The 20,930-nt window shown below is 48.9% G+C and carries 18 protein-coding genes; 2 read left to right on the top strand and 16 right to left on the bottom strand.

Annotated elements, in window-relative coordinates; genetic code table 11:
• Positions 1-2 precede the first annotated feature (2 nt).
• Positions 3-200: a DNA gyrase inhibitor YacG gene (gene yacG / locus TSUB_RS02295; protein ID WP_087016591.1), complete on the top strand. Its 198-nt coding sequence runs from the start codon at positions 3-5 to the stop codon at positions 198-200.
• Between the two features lie 92 nt (positions 201-292).
• On the opposite strand, the gene mutT is transcribed toward yacG, so the two are convergent.
• Together mutT and secA are read right to left on the bottom strand one after the other, a co-directional pair.
• Positions 293-694: an 8-oxo-dGTP diphosphatase MutT gene (gene mutT / locus TSUB_RS02290; RefSeq protein ID WP_414718361.1), complete on the bottom strand. Its 402-nt coding sequence runs from the start codon at positions 692-694 to the stop codon at positions 293-295.
• A gap of 118 nt (positions 695-812) precedes the next feature.
• The gene (gene secA, locus TSUB_RS02285; RefSeq protein WP_087016593.1) at positions 813-3,533 is read right to left on the bottom strand and encodes a preprotein translocase subunit SecA; all 2,721 of its coding nucleotides are present in this window, start codon (positions 3,531-3,533) and stop codon (positions 813-815) included.
• A gap of 324 nt (positions 3,534-3,857) precedes the next feature.
• On the opposite strand from secA, the gene TSUB_RS02280 reads away from it, so the two are divergent.
• Complete coding sequence (locus tag TSUB_RS02280; protein WP_087016595.1) at positions 3,858-4,316, top strand: DUF721 domain-containing protein; 459 nt, start codon at positions 3,858-3,860, stop codon at positions 4,314-4,316.
• A 78-nt stretch (positions 4,317-4,394) separates the two neighbouring features.
• Here TSUB_RS02280 and lpxC read toward each other — a convergent pair whose 3' ends face one another.
• The 14 genes from lpxC to rsmH all read right to left on the bottom strand — a co-directional run bounded on the left by lpxC (position 4,395) and on the right by rsmH (position 20,927).
• Complete coding sequence (gene lpxC / locus TSUB_RS02275; protein ID WP_087016597.1) at positions 4,395-5,312, bottom strand: UDP-3-O-acyl-N-acetylglucosamine deacetylase; 918 nt, start codon at positions 5,310-5,312, stop codon at positions 4,395-4,397.
• Positions 5,313-5,423: 111 nt separating this feature from the next.
• Positions 5,424-6,629 carry a cell division protein FtsZ gene (ftsZ, locus tag TSUB_RS02270; protein ID WP_087016599.1) on the bottom strand — a complete coding sequence of 402 codons (1,206 nt, stop codon included), beginning with the start codon at positions 6,627-6,629 and terminating at the stop codon, positions 5,424-5,426.
• A gap of 33 nt (positions 6,630-6,662) precedes the next feature.
• Positions 6,663-7,922, bottom strand: a complete 1,260-nt coding sequence (gene ftsA, locus TSUB_RS02265; protein ID WP_087016601.1) for a cell division protein FtsA — start codon at positions 7,920-7,922, stop codon at positions 6,663-6,665.
• A 23-nt stretch (positions 7,923-7,945) separates the two neighbouring features.
• Entirely contained in the window at positions 7,946-8,683 is a 738-nt protein-coding gene (locus TSUB_RS02260) for a cell division protein FtsQ/DivIB (protein ID WP_087016603.1), read from the bottom strand.
• Between the two features lie 196 nt (positions 8,684-8,879).
• A complete protein-coding gene (gene murC, locus TSUB_RS02255) occupies positions 8,880-10,346 on the bottom strand; it encodes a UDP-N-acetylmuramate--L-alanine ligase (RefSeq protein WP_087016605.1) in 1,467 nt (488 codons plus the stop codon).
• A gap of 13 nt (positions 10,347-10,359) precedes the next feature.
• Positions 10,360-11,424 (bottom strand): undecaprenyldiphospho-muramoylpentapeptide beta-N-acetylglucosaminyltransferase, encoded by a 1,065-nt coding sequence (gene murG / locus TSUB_RS02250; RefSeq protein WP_087016607.1) that lies wholly within the window; start codon positions 11,422-11,424, stop codon positions 10,360-10,362.
• A complete protein-coding gene (gene ftsW, locus TSUB_RS02245; RefSeq protein ID WP_414718360.1) occupies positions 11,405-12,613 on the bottom strand; it encodes a cell division protein FtsW in 1,209 nt (402 codons plus the stop codon). The genes murG and ftsW overlap by 20 nt, the downstream gene beginning before the upstream one ends.
• Entirely contained in the window at positions 12,613-13,971 is a 1,359-nt protein-coding gene (gene murD, locus TSUB_RS02240) for a UDP-N-acetylmuramoyl-L-alanine--D-glutamate ligase (RefSeq protein ID WP_087016609.1), read from the bottom strand. Before murD ends, ftsW begins: the two co-directional genes overlap by 1 nt.
• Entirely contained in the window at positions 13,971-15,053 is a 1,083-nt protein-coding gene (mraY, locus tag TSUB_RS02235) for a phospho-N-acetylmuramoyl-pentapeptide-transferase (protein WP_087016611.1), read from the bottom strand. The genes murD and mraY overlap by 1 nt, the downstream gene beginning before the upstream one ends.
• A complete protein-coding gene (gene murF / locus TSUB_RS02230) occupies positions 15,050-16,426 on the bottom strand; it encodes a UDP-N-acetylmuramoyl-tripeptide--D-alanyl-D-alanine ligase (protein WP_087016613.1) in 1,377 nt (458 codons plus the stop codon). The genes mraY and murF overlap by 4 nt, the downstream gene beginning before the upstream one ends.
• Positions 16,423-17,931: a UDP-N-acetylmuramoyl-L-alanyl-D-glutamate--2,6-diaminopimelate ligase gene (gene murE / locus TSUB_RS02225; protein ID WP_087016615.1), complete on the bottom strand. Its 1,509-nt coding sequence runs from the start codon at positions 17,929-17,931 to the stop codon at positions 16,423-16,425. Before murE ends, murF begins: the two co-directional genes overlap by 4 nt.
• Entirely contained in the window at positions 17,918-19,663 is a 1,746-nt protein-coding gene (locus TSUB_RS02220) for a penicillin-binding transpeptidase domain-containing protein (protein ID WP_087016617.1), read from the bottom strand. Before TSUB_RS02220 ends, murE begins: the two co-directional genes overlap by 14 nt.
• A complete protein-coding gene (gene ftsL / locus TSUB_RS02215) occupies positions 19,663-19,977 on the bottom strand; it encodes a cell division protein FtsL (RefSeq protein WP_087016618.1) in 315 nt (104 codons plus the stop codon). The genes TSUB_RS02220 and ftsL overlap by 1 nt, the downstream gene beginning before the upstream one ends.
• A complete protein-coding gene (gene rsmH / locus TSUB_RS02210; RefSeq protein WP_087016756.1) occupies positions 19,977-20,927 on the bottom strand; it encodes a 16S rRNA (cytosine(1402)-N(4))-methyltransferase RsmH in 951 nt (316 codons plus the stop codon). Before rsmH ends, ftsL begins: the two co-directional genes overlap by 1 nt.
• Between the last annotated feature and the right edge of the window lie 3 nt (positions 20,928-20,930).

The following is a 20,930-nucleotide window of genomic DNA, read 5'->3' as shown; positions in this document are numbered from 1 at the left end:
ATATGCCAACTGAAATCACTAAGGTACCTTGCCCAACTTGTCGTCAGCCAGTTATTTGGAGCGAAGAAAGCCCTTATCGCCCTTTTTGCTCAAAACGCTGTCAACTGATTGATCTCGGGGAGTGGTCAGAGGAAGAAAAACGTATCCCAGGTGCACCGGATATGTCTGACAGTGATGGTTGGAGTGAAGACAGCCACTAATACGCTGGTTTATCTAAAACACGAAAAAGGCATCTCCACTTGGAGATGCTTTTTTGTTTGTGACGTATGCAAATGGCTTGAGAAGACAGGCCTCAACCTTTCCGTTGTAGTAGTGCCTCAATCACCACGTGATTTGCTTGCGGAAATTCAAAATCCCTCAAGGCTTCAACCCGTGCCCAAGTGTGCTCTTGCCCCTCTTTGCCAAAGGGGTGACCATCAAATTCTGTCACTAAGAAAAAATCAAACTTCAGTGCTTTATCGGGGTAGTCATGCTCTAACGCATAAAATGGCATGAGCGCAGTCACTTGAATACCGACTTCTTCTTCCAGCTCTCGAACGACGGCCTGCTCAGCTGACTCACCTTGCTCCACCTTACCACCAGCAAACTCCCAAAAGCCACCTTGATATGCTTTGGCCTCACGACGCGTTAGAAACACTTCCTGTTGATCCGCTGACAAGATAATCCCCGCCGCGATATGTACTCTTTTTTTCATTATCTTATCTGTGTACTCGTTATGTTGAACTCTAAGCCTATCAGCATCATAAAAATGATAAAACAAAAGCCGCACAAGGCGGCTTTTCGTTAACTCATTAGTCGGTCTAAGCAAAAGTCTAGTTAATTTTTCCGTGACACTGCTTGTACTTTTTGCCACTGCCACACGGACATGGCTCATTACGCCCTACTTTACGCTCTTCACGCTGGAATGTGCCAGCAGACTTTGCATCATCGTCAGCAAGTGGGTTATCGGCACTTGCATGATTCATCTGCTGACGACGCGCTGCTTCTTCAGCTTGACGACGGCGCTCTTCTTCCATGCGTTCAACTTCTTCTTGTTGCTGAACACGAACCTTCGACAAAATCATAATGACGTCAGCTTTGAGGTTTTCAAGCATCTCCTCAAATAGTGCAAACGACTCACGCTTGTACTCTTGCTTCGGGTTCTTCTGTGCATAGCCTCGAAGATGAATACCTTGACGCAAGTGATCCATCGCCGCTAGGTGTTCTTTCCATAGCGTATCAAGATTCTGTAGCATGACAGACTTCTCGAAGTTGCGCATAACAGACTCGCCAACAACCGATTCCTTGTTCTGATAAATCTCAACAGATTGGTCGTAGATTCGCTCACGCAGCGCTTCTTCGTAGAGCTTCTCTTCTTTATCAAGCCATTCTTGAATAGGTAGCTCAAGATCAAAGTCAGCTTTTAGGCGCTGCTCAAGACCTTCGATATCCCACATTTCTTCGAGAGATTGTGGCGGGATGTACTGGCTGATCACAGCATCGATAACATCAGCTCGGTTATTTTGTACCATTTCACTGATGTCATCGGTGTTCATCAACTCATCGCGCAACTCATAAACCACTTTACGTTGGTCATTGGCGACGTCATCAAACTCAAGTAGCTGCTTACGAATATCGAAGTTTCGGCCTTCTACTTTACGTTGTGCGTTCTCAATCGCCTTGGTTACCCAAGGGTGCTCAATCGCCTCGCCCTCTTCCATACCCAACTTCTTCATCATGCCGGATACACGATCTGACGCGAAGATACGCATCAAGCTATCTTCCATTGAGAGGTAAAAACGAGAAGAACCTGCATCACCCTGACGGCCAGAACGACCGCGAAGCTGGTTATCGATACGACGAGATTCGTGACGCTCTGTACCGATAATATGAAGACCGCCCGCTTCGAGTACCGCATCATGGATTTGCTGCCATGCTGCTTTTTCAGCCTCAACTTGTGCATCTGTTGGGTTATTTAGCTTATCGAGACGCGACTTAAGGTTACCGCCAAGGACAATATCGGTACCACGACCCGCCATGTTCGTTGCGATAGTAACCGCACCCGGTTCACCCGCAGAAGCGACAATTTCAGCTTCTTTTTCATGGAACTTAGCATTCAGTACTTGGTGCTTAATACCGGCCTTTTTCAAAGCATTAGATAGGAGCTCAGATTTCTCGATAGAAACCGTACCCACTAGGCTCGGCTGGCCCTTCGCAACACGCTCTTTGATATCTTCGATAATGGCGTTGAACTTTTCACGCTCAGTCATGTAAACCAAGTCACCCATATCATCACGCACCATAGGGCGGTTAGTTGGGATAACCACGGTTTCTAGGCCATAGATAGATTGGAATTCGAATGCTTCTGTATCTGCCGTACCTGTCATGCCCGACAGTTTTTCGTAAAGACGGAAGTAATTCTGGAAAGTGATCGAAGCGAGTGTCTGGTTCTCATTCTGAATCTTCACCCCTTCTTTCGCTTCGACAGCTTGGTGAAGACCTTCAGACCAGCGGCGTCCTGGCATAGTACGTCCAGTGTGCTCATCGACAATGACCACTTCGTTCTCTTGCACGATGTAGTCAACATCACGCTCAAATAAGACATGCGCACGAAGACCAGCGTTAACATGGTGCAATAGGCTGATATTGCTAGGTGAATATAGCGTGTCACCTTCCGACATCATGCCTTCTTTGATGAGTAGCTCTTCAACAAACTCTTGACCATTCTCTGTCAAATGCGCTTGCTTGGCTTTTTCATCGACGGTGTAGTGACCTTCACCGCGATACTCTTCACTGTCTTCCTTGTCTTGTTTAACAAGGTTCGGGATCAATGTATTGATCTTGATGTAAAGCTCAGAACTGTCCTCAGCAGGGCCAGAAATGATCAACGGCGTACGCGCTTCATCGATTAAGATCGAGTCCACTTCATCCACAACAGCAAAGAAACGGTCACGCATAACACGATCTTCTGCACGGAATGCCATGTTGTCGCGTAAGTAGTCAAAGCCGAATTCGTTGTTCGTTCCGTAAAGGATATCGGCTTGATAGGCGTCTTTTTTCTGTTGCGGGTGCATCCCCGGTACGTTGAATGCCACAGTCATACCAAGATATTCAAAGAGTGCGCGGTTCGTTTCGGCATCACGCTTTGCAAGATAGTCGTTCACTGTGACAATGTGGACACTCTTGCCTGTCAACGCATTCAAATACGCAGGCAAAGTTGCGGTTAGGGTTTTACCTTCACCTGTACGCATCTCTGCAATCTGGCAGTCATTAAGTACCATGCCACCGATGAGCTGAACATCAAAGTGACGCATGCCGTTCAAACGTTTAGATGCTTCGCGCACCGTTGCAAATGCTTCTGGCAAGATAGCGTCAAGGTTCTCACCTTGCTCGATACGCTCACGAAACTCGACGGTTTTCGCGCGCAGCTCTTCGTCTTGAAGCGATTCAAACTGAGGCTCTAATTTATTGATTTGATCAACGATCTTACGCAGTTTACGTAACGTCCTATCGTTACGGCTGCCAATTACTTTAGTCAGAAGTTTCTGTAACATGGGAATGCTTAATTCTCTTAATGGTCATGTGGCGAGCCACAAGGCTAAAATTCTCTGCGTGTGCGGGTTAATCCTTCATCGATTACTTCATCCCGAAGCTCTCGAAGAAGTCACGGCTATAAGACATAAGTGGGGACAATTGTTGATAACTTCAACTGTCACGGACAATTTTTATTTTAATAGCCAAGCGCTTAATCTTACGTCGTGCCAAAGCTCGACGAATCACCCTATAATAAGGGAAAATAAGGCTTCATCCTATGATAAACCTGTGTTGTTTGCTGTAGATCAGCCTTTCAACCCGAGATGGCTAAAGAATCATCGAATATGCGCGATCATCGCCCACAAAGTGCCGACCATTTGCTAGACAGTGATAACTTAACCGGTATCACGCAGCGCGCCGTTGCACTGGATAAATTGAACAAGAAAGTCAGATCTTGCCTCTCGCCTGAGCTTGCAAATCAACTCAGGGTGGCAAACTATCGACAGGGGATCCTTGTCCTAGTAGTTGCGTCGTCAGCCTGGGCGCAGCGACTAAACTTTGAACGTTTTCACTTACTTTCTTCCTTGCGCACCACAGAGTTGCCACAACTTTCTTCGATAGAGATAAAAATCAATCCGGATCTTTCTCTGCAACCACATCGACGTAAAAAGAGTAGTGAGCCAGACATTAAACAAGAACCAATCAGCCCCGTCGCTGCGGAGTACCTCAAATGCATCGCCGCGGATGCCCCTGAAAAGATTAAGCGACGACTAGAACGTCTCGCTGCAATGGCCAAGAAATAGCTCAGTGTCGTAAAAAACTCAAATCGCAGGCATAAAAAAACGAGGCATCAAGCCTCGTTCTTATCATTCATCCGACGATTAAGCCAATACCATACCTGGTTGAGCCAACGCGACAGGCACTTCCGTCTCTGTCTCGTAGGTGACCATCTCATAAGCTTCTTGGTCCGCAAGGACAGCACGCAGCAGCATGTTATTCAACGCATGACCAGACTTATAAGCGCGAACTTCACCGACGATATTGTGACCGCACATGTAAAGGTCACCAATCGCATCAAGCACTTTGTGTTTGACGAGCTCGTTATCATAACGCAGACCATCTTCGTTCAGAATACGGTATTCATCTAATACGATGGCATTATCAAAGCTACCGCCTAGACACTTGTTCTGCGACTGCAAAAACTCGATATCACGCATGAAACCAAAGGTACGCGCACGGCTAATTTGTTGCACAAACGCTTGGCTAGAAAAGTCCAATACGAGATTTTGCTGGTCAACATCGATCGCTGGATGATCAAAATCAATCGCAAAATCTAAACGGAAGCCATTATATGGCACCAACTCAGCCCATTTGTCACCATCTTCGACGCGAACAGGTTTTTTAATACGCATAAAACGCTTTGGTGCGTTTAAGGTATCAATACCAGCAGATTGCAACAAATAGATGAAGGGACTAGAACTTCCGTCCATGATCGGAATCTCTGGCGCATCGACTTCGATAATAATGTTATCGATACCCATGCCTGCCAACGCCGCATTTAAGTGCTCGACCGTTGAGATACGAACACCGCTTTCATTTACAAGCGCCGTACACAACATCGTATCGCGAACAGAGTGAGCATCGACCGGAAAGTCAACCACAGGATCTAAATCAACACGGCGGTAAATAACGCCGGTATTCGCCGCTGCTGGACGTAGAGTCAAAGTGACTTTACGGCCTGAGTGTAAGCCCACCCCAGTCGTTTTCACGATGCTTTTTAACGTGCGTTGTCGAATCATGTTTACATCCTATTCTCAATTCACGAAAGTGTGATTTGCTTCAACCACACTTAATTTAGCGTGATGATTAAGACATCATACCAGTATTTCGCTTAATAACCAAGCAATCAATTAGTCTGCTTGCTTACGTAAGAACGCTGGAATATCCAAGTAGTCGTGCTCAGTCGCATCTTTCGGTGCGGCCTGCGTTGCCTGCTGTGCACCACCACTTTGCGGTTGTGGCGCAGGTTTTGACACTTTAGGCTGCTCTGGCGCCGCTGGACGCGTTTCAACTTTCGGCGCTTCTGTCTTTGGCTGGGTCTGTGGTACTGCTGGCGCTGATTTCGCAGCGTTTGTTACCAGTGTGATATCCGGCTTCTTCTCGTTGCCAATGCCCGTTGCGACAACAGTAACACGCAGCTCATCAGACATTTCTGGGTCAAGCGATGTACCGATTACAACCGTTGCGTTATCAGACGCGAATGCCTTCACCGTGTTACCGACCGTTTCGAACTCGTCAAGACGCATATCAAAACCCGCAGTGATATTGACCAACACTCCACGCGCGCCAGCAAGATCGATGTCTTCCAACAGTGGCGAAGAAATTGCCATTTCGGCCGCTTCTTCAGCGCGGTCTTCACCAGTTGCTACGCCACTACCCATCATGGCGTGGCCCATCTCAGACATCACAGTGCGTACGTCTGCAAAGTCGACGTTGATGTGACCCGGACGGGTAATAAGCTCAGCAATACCTTGAACCGCATTTTTTAATACATCGTTTGCCTTCGCAAAGGCATCCAATAGCGTAATACCGCGACCAAGTACTTTAAGTAGCTTCTCATTTGGAATAGTGATCAAAGAATCAACATGCTTTGAAAGCTCTTCAATTCCTTGCTCAGCAAAAGCCATACGCTTTTTACCTTCGAAGCTAAACGGTTTAGTCACAACCGCAACCGTTAAGATACCCAGCTCTTTCGCAACTTCGGCGATAACAGGTGCTGCACCAGTCCCTGTACCACCACCCATACCCGCTGCGATAAATACCATATCGGCACCATCGAGCTGATCTTTAATCGCTTCACGATCTTCATACGCAGAATCGCGACCGACCTGTGGGTTAGCGCCCGCACCCAGACCTTTAGTGATATCACCACCAATCTGAATCGTAGAACTTACGTTAGTTTTCTTTAGCGCTTGGGCATCAGTGTTGACACTGATGAAGTCAACCCCTTCGATTGACTCACGTACCATGTGTTCAACAGCGTTACCGCCGCCGCCACCTACGCCAATGACTTTAATAACCGCTTCGTCTGACATATCCATCATCGGTTCAAACATGTGTTCTCTCCGTTCATCCTGTTCGCATCAGGTTTAAAATTCTTTCTTTATCCAATTAGTCAGGCGTTGCCATACTGGGACACCTGCCGCACGACGAGGTTCAATCTCTACCGTGTCATATAATTGGCTTTCCTTTCCGTAGTACAGCAAGCCGACTGCCGTCGCATAGGTTGGTGCTTTGACATACTCTGTCAGACCATTGACACCTAAAGGCTTGCCAAGCCGTACCTGATTGCGGAAGACACGCTCAGCGCACTCCACCAATCCATCTATCTGCGCGGCACCACCTGTCAGCACAATACCGGCTGCCAAATGATGCTTGTGCCCTGCACTACGCATTTGTTCTTCCACCGAGACCAATTTTTGCTTAACTAAGCCAAGCAGCTCACTGTATCTCGGTTCGATCACCTCAGCTAAAGTCTGGCTTTGCAAACTGCGTGATGGTCTTCCGCCGACACTTGGCACATCAACCTTCGCGTCCTTGCTGACCAACTCACTCAATGCACAACCAAACTTTACCTTTATCTCTTCTGCGTTGCTTGGTGGTGTTCCAAAGGCATAAGCGATATCACTGGTTACCGCATTACCTGCATAAGGAACAACTTCTGCGTGACGCAATGCGCCACCACTCCAAACCGCAATGTCCATGGTGCCGCCGCCGATGTCGACCACACAAACACCTAATTCTTTCTCATCTTCAGTCAGTACGGCATAGCTCGAAGCCAGTCCTGAGAAAATAAGCTGATCAACTTTTAAGCCGCAACGTTCGACCGCTTTCTCGATATTACGGGCCATATCGTTATGGCAAGTAATCATATGCACATTGGCATGCATGCGAACACCAGAAAGCCCAACAGGGTTTTTTATCCCTTCCTGGTAATCGATGGCAAACTCCTGCGGGATAATATGCAAGGTTCGCAGTTCATCACTCAACTTTACCGATTTCGCGGTATGAATCACATTGTCGACGTCGTCTTGCGTGACCTCTTTATCAGAAATCGGCACCATACCGTTTTCTGTCATGCAATTAATGTGCTTACCTGACAAAGACAAATAGACAGACTCAATCTGACAATCAGCAATCAATTCTGCCTTATCAATGGCCTTCTGAACCGATTTAACCACGGATTCAAGATCATTCACGCCACCTTTGTCCATACCTCGAGACGGACTATCACCATGACCAATGATATTAATAGTGTTATCCGGCAACACTTCGCCGACCAAGGCCGTCACTTTAGACGTACCAATGTCGAGCCCCACTATTAACTGCTTATCCGTTGACTTCGTCATGCTCTCTCTACTAAAACTCGTGATTACTCTGTTTTTTGCCAGCCTACTGCGGCCCCTGTGTCATAACGCAAATCGACGTATTCGACTGTCTTATTACTCCCGTTAAGCTCTGGATAGAGAGTGATAAATCGCGCTAAACGTTCTTCTAATGAACGTCGCCCTAACTCCAGTCGTATACCGTTATCCAGCCAAACGCGCCACGCACGTCGCGAGCTCAGTGTCACCCCTTCGAGGGCCACATCCAGCGGAGCCAACTGCTGTTGCATCGCTTTCCACTGAGCCATCACTTCTTGACTAGAACCCTCAGGGCCCGCCAAACGAACAAGGCTTTCCAATGAAGTCGCACGCGCAACAAATACTTCGCCATAGGTGTTTAACAAGGCATCATCATGCCATCGCGCCATGGGTTCATGCTCGACCAGATAAACCTTCAATACATCTGGCCACTGCTTGCGAACTGACGCACTTGCAACCCATGGCAAAGACTCAATCGCCGTTTGGATTTCGCCCACATCTTGCGTCATAAAGCTACCAAGCTCTCCTGACTGCAAAATGGCTTCACGGACATCATCGGTCGCAAGATACGTTAAATCACCTTGCACCACTAAATTGGCCAGCGGCAGTCGATTCGCATCCGTCATCCATTGAACGACGATAACCAACAGCGTGGCGATGAAAACCACAACAAGAAGGAAAAAGCCTAGCGCGCCATAATGCGGCCAATCAATGCTACTTTTTCCTGCAACTGCGCTTTCTGCCATTCATCCCTCGCTGGATGCACTCTGATTCACAGGTTGATTTGCTGAAACAAAGTCAAAGTTGACCGATTATACCGACCCTCTGACCAGTCTCCAACCATTGTAATGCTTTTCAGCATAGTTAGTGCAAACAAACATCCGTTTTTAGTTCAATTTGTGTTCACATTTCACAATCTTGTTGAGTATGAAAGTCAACCACTTACACAACCTTTTGTTGCATATTTGTTATATTGAGTTCAAAATCAGCAAGTTCTCGAGCAATCTTGCCCACATCCCCCGCACCTTGCGTCAATACTAAGTCATTATCTTGCAGAATATTGGCCAAGGTAGCAGGTAAATTTTCCTTGTCTGCGACAAAGACAGGATCTAATTTGCCTCGGTTACGAATTGTCCGACAAAGAGAACGTCCATCCGCACCAGAAATAGGATCTTCTCCAGCGGAATAGACATCTAACATGATGAGTACATCCACTTTATCAAGTACATTGGCAAAATCATCATAGAGATCACGCGTACGGCTATAACGGTGAGGCTGGAATATCATGACCAGTCGGCGATCTGGCCAGCCTGCGCGAGCAGCATCAATCGTCACATCAACTTCACTCGGGTGATGACCATAATCATCAACTAACATCGCTTTGCCGTTGCCAGTATCGAATTCGCCGAGATGATCAAAACGTCGACCAGTCCCACCGAAGGTAGCTAACGCATTCAGAATCGCTTCATCTGCCACTTCTTCTTCAGTCGCAACCGCAATGGCCGCGGCCGCATTAAGGGCATTGTGCTTACCCGGAACATTCAGTGTGATATTCAAGGTCGGGCGGTCACGACGCTCAATGGAGAAGTGTCCTTGATGTCCTTGCTGACGATAGTGACTAATACGTACATCTGCATCATCGGAGAAGCCATACGTGACGACTTGACGTCCCACCTGTGGGAGTAGCTCTCTCACTACCGGATCATCCACGCACATGACGGCCAATCCATAGAACGGCAGATTGTGAAGGAAGTCGATAAACGTTTGCTTAAGGACATTGAAGTCACCGCCATAGGTATCCATATGGTCTGGTTCAATGTTGGTAACGATACTGACCATTGGCTGAAGGTGCAGAAAAGAGGCATCACTTTCATCCGCCTCGGCAATCAAGTAACGACTGCATCCCAAACGCGCATTGGTCCCCGCACTCTTTACCAAGCCGCCATTCACAAACGTCGGATCAAGGCCGGCTTCTGAATAGATTTGCGTGACCATTGCCGTGGTCGTCGTCTTGCCATGCGTGCCCGCAACCGCAATACCATGGCGATAACGCATTAGCTCAGCCAGCATTTCAGCACGACGCACAACCGGAATCCTCGCCTCTCGCGCTGCAAGCAACTCTGGGTTTTCTGGGTTGATCGCCGTCGATACGACAACAACACTCGCACCTGCGATGTTTTCTGGCTCATGACCCAAGTAAATACGAGCACCTTTACTTTCAAGGCGAGCAGTCACGAGATTGGCGGCGATATCTGAACCCGTGATTTGGTAGCCTTCATTGATCAGAACCTCAGCGATACCACTCATCCCCGCACCACCAATACCTACAAAGTGAATACGTTCAACACGACGCATTTCAGGTACCATGGTTCGGATTTTTGCCAGCTGTTGATTATCGAGTTTACCCATTGTTTTGCTCTCGTTATTTCGCGTAAGAGGCAATGACATCAGCGACCTGTTGGTCAGCATCCAAAATCGCCATCTCTCGTGCCCGGCTAGCCATCTTCATCAGTCGGTCACGGTTTAAAAGTGTTAGTTGCTCTGCCAGTTTGTCAGCGGTTAAGTCTGGCTGTTCTATCATCACAGCCGCGCCTGCATCGACAAGATGGTCAGCGTTTAGTGCTTGTTGGCGGTCTTTGTGCATAAAGGGAACAAACACGGCACCCAAGCCAGCCGCGGCAAGTTCAGAGACGGTCAGCGCGCCAGATCGACATACGATCACATCCGCCCATGCGTAAGCACCCGCAACATCATCGATAAAGTCTGAAACTTCGACCTTCACGCCCGCTGGCATATACGCTTTACCAACCGATTCGCTATTCCCTTTTCCGGCCTGATGGCGCACCACAACATTTTGACCTAATTTGGCAACCGCTTCAGGTACGGTTTGATTCAATACCCGCGCTCCTTGACTGCCCCCCATCACCAGTACACGCAACGGCCCTTCGCGACCATTGAAACGTGACTCGGGCGATGGCATTTCCACGACATCTTGTCGCACTGGATTACCGACAACGGGCTTATCAGCAAACGCCCCTGGGAAGGCTTGCAGAACAGATTTCGCAATCTTTGCTAGCCATTGATTCGTCAAACCCGCGACCGCATTTTGCTCATGTAGTACAACGGGAATACCGCTTAGCCAAGCCGCAACACCGCCTGGACCACTGACATACCCGCCCATGCCTAGCACCACATCAGGCTGATATGCGCTAATATGACGTCGCGCTTGCATGACAGCACCAAGGATTTGAAAAGGTGCCGCTAAAAGGCGTTTGATGCCTTGACCTCGCAGCCCTTTTACTCGAATAAAATCAATTTCAATGCCATGTTGCGGCACAAGTTGCGCTTCCATACGATCTTCCGTACCAAGCCAGCGAACTTGCCAACCTTGTGCTTGGAGACGGTGGGCAACAGCAAGTCCCGGGAACACATGTCCACCCGTACCACCTGCCATTACCAATAGTTTTTTATTCTGATTCGTTGTCATTTTCACTGTGTTCTTGGTGCAACATCGAAACAGCAGCGATACGTTGTTCATGATCCACGCGTATCAACAGTGCTACTGCCGTTGCCATAATAAATAAACTTGCGCCACCATAGCTGATCAGTGGCAATGTGAGCCCCTTTGTCGGCAATAAGCCGGACGCCGCACCTGCATTAACAAGAGTTTGGAACGCAAACCAAAAGCTCAAACCATAAGCGATATAGCCGCCAAAGAGCTGTTGAGATTCAACACAGCGTCGCCCAATGGCCAGTGCTTTAAACACCAAACCAAACAACAAGAGCAGTACTAAAGTGACGCCAAAGAGACCAAGTTCTTCCGCTATCACCGAAAACACGAAATCAGTATGTGCTTCTGGTAGATACTCAAGTTTTTGGATTGAATTACCCAGCCCCTGCCCGAACCAGTCACCACGCCCAAAAGCCATCAATGATTGAGTGAGCTGATAGCCACTACCAAAAGGATCGGCCCAAGGATCCATGAATGATGCCAAGCGCTTCAGTCGGTATGGCGCCGCCATGATCATGCCAGCTACAGCGACGCCAGCGGCCATGACTAAAACAATGAATTGCCACAGCTTGGCGCCAGCCAGAAAAAGCATGCCGATAGTGATGATTAGCATCACAACAAAAGAGCCAAAATCAGGCTGCAAAAGCAACAGTGCTCCCATCATGGCGAGTACGCTCATCGGTTTAAAAAAGCCGCTGTAAAAGTTACTTCTTACATCTTCTTGGCGACGAACCAAGTACCCCGACAAAAAAACCAATAAGGATAACTTTGCGAGTTCCGCGGGTTGCAGATTGAAGACCCCAAGCGGGATCCAGCGCTGTGCACCATTCACTGTGTGGCCAACAAACAGCACCGCCACCAATAAAATCAGTGAAACAAGTAAAAATGGTCCACTAATTTGCATCCAACGACTCAACGGAATTTGCACTACCACAGAGCCAATAATCAAGGAACCAACAAGAAAAATTCCGTGCCGAATCGCAAAGTAAAGCGGTTGACCAGTAAGACGAGTCGCGACTGGCTCAGAAGCCGTCGTCACTGCGACAAGGCCAACCAACAATAAAGCAAAAATTAGCCATACCAATTGACGATCGTACCAGCACACTTCATCTGGCTGCGCCAGCCAAGCTGTGGACCCGGATAACATCGTCATTGGTGTTCGCATTATGCCGACACCTCTTGGTGGAATTGTTCAGCCAATGTAATAAAGTGCTCTCCACGCTTCATAAAATTCGGGAACTGGTCGAAGCTTGCACACGCGGGCGACAACAAAACCATATCGCCTGACTGCGCTTTACGGGCAGCGATCCCTACAGCCTCGTCCATGGTCTCTGTCATCACGCATTCAGCGGCCAATCCGGCAAAAGCCTCGGCGTCTCGTCCATAGCAATACAAGGTGACACTCATTGGCGACAAAATGGCTCGGAGTTCTGAAAAATCAGCCCCTTTACCATCACCGCCAACCAGTAAGTGCAATCGCCCTTCGAGTACTAACCCTTTTAATGCCGCAGCCGTGCTGGCTAAGTTCGTCGCTTTTGAATCATTAACCCAGCGAATGCCGTGGCTCTCGTGAACAAGTTGGCAACGATGGGGTAAACCGCCATAGGTTTGCATCGCCTTCTTAGCACTCTCGCGAGGAATAGTGAGTGCATCGGCCAGAGCTAACGCTGCCAAGCAGTTAGCCACGTTGTGCCGACCAACAAGCGCAATTTCCGTTGATGGCATGACAGGCTTCCCATGTGCCATCAACCACTCACTGCCTTGATAGTTAGCGACACAGTATTGCCCGCGCTCAAACCCAAAAGTATTGATTGGCAACTGAGGCTGCAGAGGCCAAGTCGCATTCTCAACTTGATTGACCACGGCTCGCTCTGCATGCATAAAGATTCGCTGCTTCGCTTTCGCATAATCGGCAAAACTGTCATAGCGATCCATATGATCTTCACTGAGATTCAGATACGCAGCGGCCTTAAGTGTTAATGATGACGTTGTCTCAAGTTGAAAGCTGGATAACTCTAGGACATAGGCATCATGACCTTCGGCGAGGAGATCAAGGGCAGCAAAACCGATGTTCCCTCCAACACCCACCTTCATGTCAGCCGTTTTGGCCATTTCCCCAACCAAACTGGTCACCGTACTCTTGCCATTTGAGCCCGTAATCGCAACAACAGGTTTATCACAAGCCCATGCAAACAGTTCGATATCGCCAACAATAGGAATACCCGCGCTAGCCGCTTCCTGAAGTTCAGGGGTGGCCAGTGCGATACCGGGACTCGCGACAATTAAATCCGCTGACAACAATACGGACATGTCCCAGAGCCCAGCCACTAGCGGCACGTCACTAGGCAACTCATCCGCTCCAGGAGGTTGAGTGCGAGTGTCAATCACATGAAGAGAAAGCGGACGCTCCCCGGCCTCACATTTGTGGCAAGAAACAACATCACGAAGGTGTCGCACCACAGACAGCCCGGTCATTCCTAGTCCGATTACCACTACCTTATGTATTGCTGCCCACGATTTCATTAACGTACCTTTAGCGTTGCCAACGCGATAAGCACCAGCATTAGAGTAATAATCCAAAAACGCACAATCACACGCGGCTCGGGCCACCCTTTCAGCTCATAGTGATGGTGAATAGGTGCCATGCGGAAAATACGCTGGCCGCGCAATTTATAAGAGCCCACCTGCAGAATCACAGAGACCGTCTCCATCACGAAGACGCCACCCATAATCACCAGCAGCAACTCTTGGCGAACCAGCACCGCTATCGTGCCTAACGCGCCACCGAGGGCAAGTGAACCCACATCGCCCATAAAGACTTGGGCGGGATAGGTGTTAAACCACAAGAAACCCAACCCAGCACCAACGATGGCTGTACATACCACAACCAACTCACTTGCATCACGCAAATAAGGAATATTGAGGTAGCTAGCAAAGTTAACGTTGCCTGTCGCCCATGCGATAAACGCCATACCGCCCGCAACCATCACTGTTGGCATGATCGCCAAACCGTCCAGTCCATCGGTTAGGTTGACCGCATTACTCGTACCGACAATAACGAAGTAGGTAAACACGATATAGAAAAGGCCGAGCTGGGGCATGACATCTTTGAAAAACGGCACAACCAGTTGAGTCGCGGCGGTGTCTTTACCATACATATAAAGCGCGAAAGCCACTCCGAGGGCAATGACTGACTGCCAGAAGTACTTCCAACGTGCAATCAATCCGTCGGTATTCTTGCGCACCACCTTACGGTAATCATCAACGAAACCCACCGCACCATACCCCAGCGTAACCGCGAGTACGGCCCACACATAGATATTGGTAAGATCACACCACAGCAACACTGTGACCGTGATGGCGGTTAAAATCATGATCCCGCCCATCGTTGGCGTACCACGCTTACTGAAGTGAGATTCTGGGCCATCGTGGCGAACGACTTGCCCAATTTGCAACATTTGTAGACGTGCAATCAGCTTTGGTCCCATCCACAACGAAATCATTAACGCCGTCAAGACGCTAACAATGGCGCGGAAGGTCAAATACTCAAACAAGCGGAAAAATGGCATGTATTCTTCTAACAGCCCCGCTAACCATAAAATCATTGCACTGTCTCCTGCAACGCAGTGACAACCTCTTCCATGCGGGCACTTCGTCCGCCTTTCACCAATACAGTGACAGAAAGGGTTGGCATTAACGCTAGTTTTTCTAATAAGTGTTCGATGAGAGCAGGTTTCTGCTCAAAGTGTTGGCCATGGCAGTACTCACTGATAATTTGGCTTTCTGTGCCGTAAGTGAGTACTGTATCAAAATGTTTCGCCGCCGCGTATTCTGCAATACTTTGATGTAAATGGGCACTCTCTTTACCCAATTCTTTCATATCGCCGAGTATCAGCACACGATGCCCTTGATAAGTAGCGAGTAGATCAATCGCCGCTCGCATCGCTGGCACGCTTGCATTGTAGGTATCATCAATGACAGTGAGGTGTGTATTTAACGCTTTAACATTAACGCGGCCAGCCACATTACTCATCTCAGCAAGTCCAGCGGCAATATCGGCTAAGCTCGCGCCAGTCTGTTGAGTTAACGCTGCAGCAGCGAGTGCATTGGCAATGTTATGCTCACCCGGCACAGATAAAGAAACCGCGACGGAGCCCTCGGGTGTATTCAAGGTAAATGCCGATGTCGCATCGGCATTCAATGACACATCCGATGCCGTGTAATCGGCGTCTGCTTGCTTTGTTGAAAAGGTAAGTACCCGCTTACCATCTAATGCAGGTTGCCAACGTGGTAAGTCGTGACTTTCTAAATTTACCACCGCAACACCATCATCTGGCAAGCCATGGAAAATCTCTCCTTTCGCTTGTGCGACCCCTTCCATCGAGCCAAACCCTTCAAGGTGAGACTCAGCGATATTATTGATCAATGCGACCTGAGGCTTAACCAAGCGCGTGGTGTAGTCGATTTCACCGATATGGTTGGCACCAAGCTCCATCACAGCAAACTCATGACAGGCTTCTAATCGCAATAACGTCAGTGGCACACCGATATCGTTGTTAAAGTTACCCGCCGTAGCGAGGACTTGGTGTTTTTGACCTAGAATAGCAGCGGTCATCTCTTTCACTGTGGTCTTGCCGCAACTGCCCGTCATGGCCACTGTGTAAGGATTTAGTGTATCACGAAGCCAAGCACCCAATTGACCCAGTGCAATGCGCGTATCAGCGACGACTAACTGAGGGATATCAAGTGCTAAGCGTCGGTGCACCAATAACGCACTCGCACCGCTATCTATGGCTTGTTGAGCAAAATCATGGGCATCAAAGCGCTCACCTTTTAGGGCAATGAACAGGCTGCCCCGCTCTAATTGACGGGTATCTGTCGATATGTGGTGAATAGGTTGTTGCGCCAAATCTTGATTAGTAACCACTAACTCGGCACTCACCGCGTTAGCTAACTGCGCTAACGTATATGTCATCATGATGGTAACTCCAGTAGTGTTTGCACCGTTTCTCGGTCTGAGTAGTGCACGGTACGATCCGCAAACACTTGATAATCTTCATGTCCTTTGCCCGCCACGAGAACGATGTCTCGCGCATTCGCATGCGTGAACGCATAACCGATCGCATCGGCTCGATCATGTTTCACCACAACCCGCTCTTTTTGACGCACACCTTCTAGCATGTCGCGCACAATGGCCGCGGGTTCCTCACTACGAGGATTGTCATCAGTAAAAACAGCAAAATCGGCATAAGACTCCGCCGCTGCCGCCATCATTGGCCGCTTACCTTTGTCGCGATCGCCCCCACAACCAACAATGCACCACAAGTTGCCATCACAGTGGCCTCGCAAGGCTTGTAGCGCTTTTTCAAGAGCATCGGGGGTATGAGCGTAATCAACCACTAACATGGGTTTGTCAGCCTGATGAAAAACTTCCATCCGCCCAATAACCGCGGTTAAACGAGGGGCACTGTCGAGTAATGAGGTCAAGTCATGCCTCATCTCTAGCAGAGTGGCGAGTGCCAGCAGCAAGTTATTGACATTAAACTCCCCCACTAAAGGCGCACAGAGTTCTCCCTGCCCCCAACTAGAACGGACTGATAATGTCATCCCTTGGCTGCTTAACACGACAGCATCCACAAACACATAGCGGTGAGTTGTGGAGGTCGAATAATCCGGTGAGCTTGACACGACAATGGCATCTGGCAGCTCATTTGCCCACTGAGCGCCAATAGGATCATCAATATTGATCACCGCCGCTTGGGTGTCGTGCGTCGTAAACAGGGTTTTCTTCGCATCGGCGTAGCTCGCCATATCGCCATGATAATCAAGATGATCACGACTCAAATTGGTAAAGACACCAACACGAAACGGAGTAGCTGCTACACGGTGCTGAACCAGACCGTGCGAAGAGACCTCAAGTGCGACCGTTTTTGCACCCAACTGTTGCAGCTTAGCCAACGTCGACTGAATCTCGATGGCACTGCCCGTCGTGTTCGTCGCAGCTTCAATCTCGTTCAACAAGCCGTTGCCAGTGGTGCCCATTACCCCGCTAGTCACATCTTGCAATTCTAGCCATTGCGCGATGAGCTGAGTAATCGTGGTTTTTCCGTTGGTTCCCGTCACACCCACTAAGGTAGGCATGTCGCTGTCATTAAAGTAACCACGCTGCGCGATCGCAGAGAGATGATGGTCAAGTTGAAAGACACGAATGACAGGCACATTATTCACCCACTCGACAATGCCGTGGCAGTCGGCTTCTTTCACATGGGAGAGCACGGCACTGGCACCGGATTCAATTGCGGTAGAGATAAACTGATTGCCATCAACCTGATGACCAATCATTGCCACAAACAGATCGCCAACTTGAACTTGTCGACTATCTATTTGCATTTCCTTGATAGCAATCGAGGCCCAGCGGCTATCCTGTGCTTCAATCCAAGGAGCCAGTAACTCCCCCAGATTCGCTGTTTTAACTGTCGGCATGAGACCGGCCTTCTGTTGTTACGATATTTATACCATTGCCGTTATCATCTGGCGGCACATTGAGGATCTGCAATGCGCTCTTCATTACTTCGGCAAATATTGGGGCGGCAACAAGGCCGCCGTAATACTGATCGCCCTGTGGTTCGTTAACAACAACCACAAGCGCTAAACGTGGAGAGCTAATGGGAGCAAGTCCCGCGGTTAAAGCGACATATTCATCACCATAACCTCCGCTCACGGCTTTAACTGAGGTGCCCGTTTTCGCCCCCACGCGGTATCCTGGCACAGCGGCTCGAGTGGCACTGCCCCCACGCTGCGTCACGCTTTCTAGCATGTCGAGCAACTTCAGGGTATTGGCTTCACTCGCTACACGCACACCTTCAGGCTTTTCATCGAGTTTGATCACGGAAAGGGGACGAGCCACACCCACACCACCTAAAGTCGTGTAGGCACGGACTAATTGAACAGGGGTGACCGACAGGCCGTAACCAAAAGAGATCGTGGCCCGTTCAAAATCTGACCAGCGAGTGCGATAAGGAAAGATGCCTTGGCTTTCACCGATTAAATCGATGCCGGAACTCTCTCCCAAACCGACGGCATTATAGAAGCCCAGTAACTCTTGAATTGGCATATCGAGTGACAATTTAGTCACACCAATATTGCTCGATTTCTGCAGAATACGGCGCAGGTCCGCAACACCGGCTTTAGAAACATCACGTACTCGACTACCACCAATCTGCATGATGCCGTTGCCCGTATCAATTTTGGTGTGTTCATCGGCAATCCCTGCTTCTAGCGCCGCTAAGACAACAAAGGGTTTTACTGAAGAACCGGGCTCCATCGCATCTGTAATTGTGCGATTACGCATTCTAAAGCTTTGCAATTCGTTTCGATTATTCGGGTTGTAAGAGGGGCTGTTGACCATGGCGAGCACCTCACCACTGGTGACATCAGTCATAATGACCGATACTGACGTCGCTTGATGATCAGCGACCGCTTGTTTTGCCGCTCTGTAGGCAACCGCTTGAATGCGTTGATCGATACTCAGCTGCAAAGGGTTGCCCGGTTGGCGCTCTTTATCCGAGATGTTTTCGACCACACGGCCATAGCGATCTTTACGCACCGTTCTTGTGCCCGCCTCTCCCGTTAACCAACTGTCATATGAGCGCTCAACACCTTCAAGACCTCGACCATCAATACCAGTGACACCGATCAGCTGTGAGCTCACTTCACCTGACGGATAGTAACGGCGTGATTCGTTTTGAAGCCCGATCCCCGGTAGTTTTAGATTACTGACATAGTTAGCCATTGCTGGACTGACTTGACGTTGCAGGTAGATAAAACGGCGTTTAGGGTTAGCCGTAATTCGCGTTAGCATCTCTTCGCGGTCAAGGGCTAAAACGTCAGCCAATGCATGCCATCGATTGATATCGCCTAACCCTTTCTCAGCGATACGTTTTGGGTCTGCCCATACCGCTTGTACAGGGACACTAATCGCAAGTTGTTCGCCGTTTCTATCAGAAATAATACCACGAGCGGTAGGTATCTCTTTAGTACGTAAAGAACGCAAATCGCCTTCTTTACGCAATTGACCGGGCTCGACCACTTGGATATAAGCCGCCCGCCCCACTAAAGCAGAAAACGCCAGCAACATACCCACACACACCAAATAGAAGCGCCAACGAATAAAGGTGCTCTGCTTTGCGGGTGGTGGTGTACGTTTCTGGTTCATCAGTAAATAATCACTTCTTTATTGGTCGCAGGACGCTGCATTTCTAGGCGGCGTTCAGCGACATCTTCGACTAAGCTATGCTCGGTCAAAGCGCTCTCCTCAAGCAACTGGTTTCGCCACTCAATATCAAGCTGATCTTGCTCTTGCAACAACTGCTCACGCAGTGAGATCTGCTCACGCGTATTATGAGTAACAAACACCACGCCCAATGCAGAGCTCATTACCAAAATGAACAGGATTAGCGGTACACGCCCTGCCGATATCAAATCAGCACCGATGTGTTTGGCTAGATTAAAATCCTGCTCATTTGGCATTATTGCAATCTCTCAGCCACGCGCAGCACAGAGCTACGAGAGCGGGCATTTTGCTGAATCTCTTCTTTCGACGGTTTGATCGCTTTTCCAATCGCTTTCAAACTCGCACTACCTAGAGCTTTAATCTGCTCATCCGTGAGTGGCAGACCATGCGGGATCTCAGGCCCTTTGCTCTGCTTGCGAATAAAACGCTTCACCATGCGATCTTCAAGTGAATGGAAGCTAATCACCGACAACCGACCTTCAGGTGCAAGAATGTCAAGCGCGCCATTGAGAGCGACATCGATCTCTTCCAGCTCACTGTTAATGTAGATGCGGAAAGCCTGAAAAGTGCGCGTTGCCGGGTGCTTATGCTTATCCTTAAACGGCACAGCTTTATCAACTAACTTAGCCAGCTGTAACGTACGTTCTAAGGACTCAGACTCATCATTTTCACGATTCTCTACAATCGCGCGCGCAATTCGCTTACCAAAACGTTCCTCACCAAACTCTTTGATAACCCAAGCGATATCTTCTTCATCCGCTTGTTTCAGCCAATCAGACACTGACAGCCCTGAAGTAGGGTCCATACGCATATCCAATGGTCCATCGCGCATAAAGCTGAACCCGCGCTCGGCATCATCAAGCTGCGGTGATGATACGCCGAGGTCAAGCAGCACCCCGTCGACTTTGCCGGCTAAACCACGCTCAGTCAGATAGGTTGCAAGGCCTGAGAAAGGGCCATGGACGATTTCAAAACGCGGATCATCAATTTTTCCTGCTTCCGCAATAGCTTGCGGATCACGGTCAATAGCGATTAAGCGACCATTTTCGCCCAGCTTTGAAAGAATATGACGGCTATGGCCACCACGACCAAAGGTGCCATCAACGTAAATGCCGTTTGGTTTAATGGCTAGGCCATCCACTGCTTCATTAAGCAGTACAGTAATGTGTGCTGGGTTGTCTGACATCAT

The sequence above is a fragment of the Thaumasiovibrio subtropicus genome, from assembly GCF_019703835.1.
GTDB lineage: Bacteria > Pseudomonadota > Gammaproteobacteria > Enterobacterales > Vibrionaceae > Thaumasiovibrio > Thaumasiovibrio subtropicus.
The sequence above is the reverse complement of the archived record's forward strand: the minus strand, read 5'-3'. Positions and strand labels throughout refer to the sequence as shown.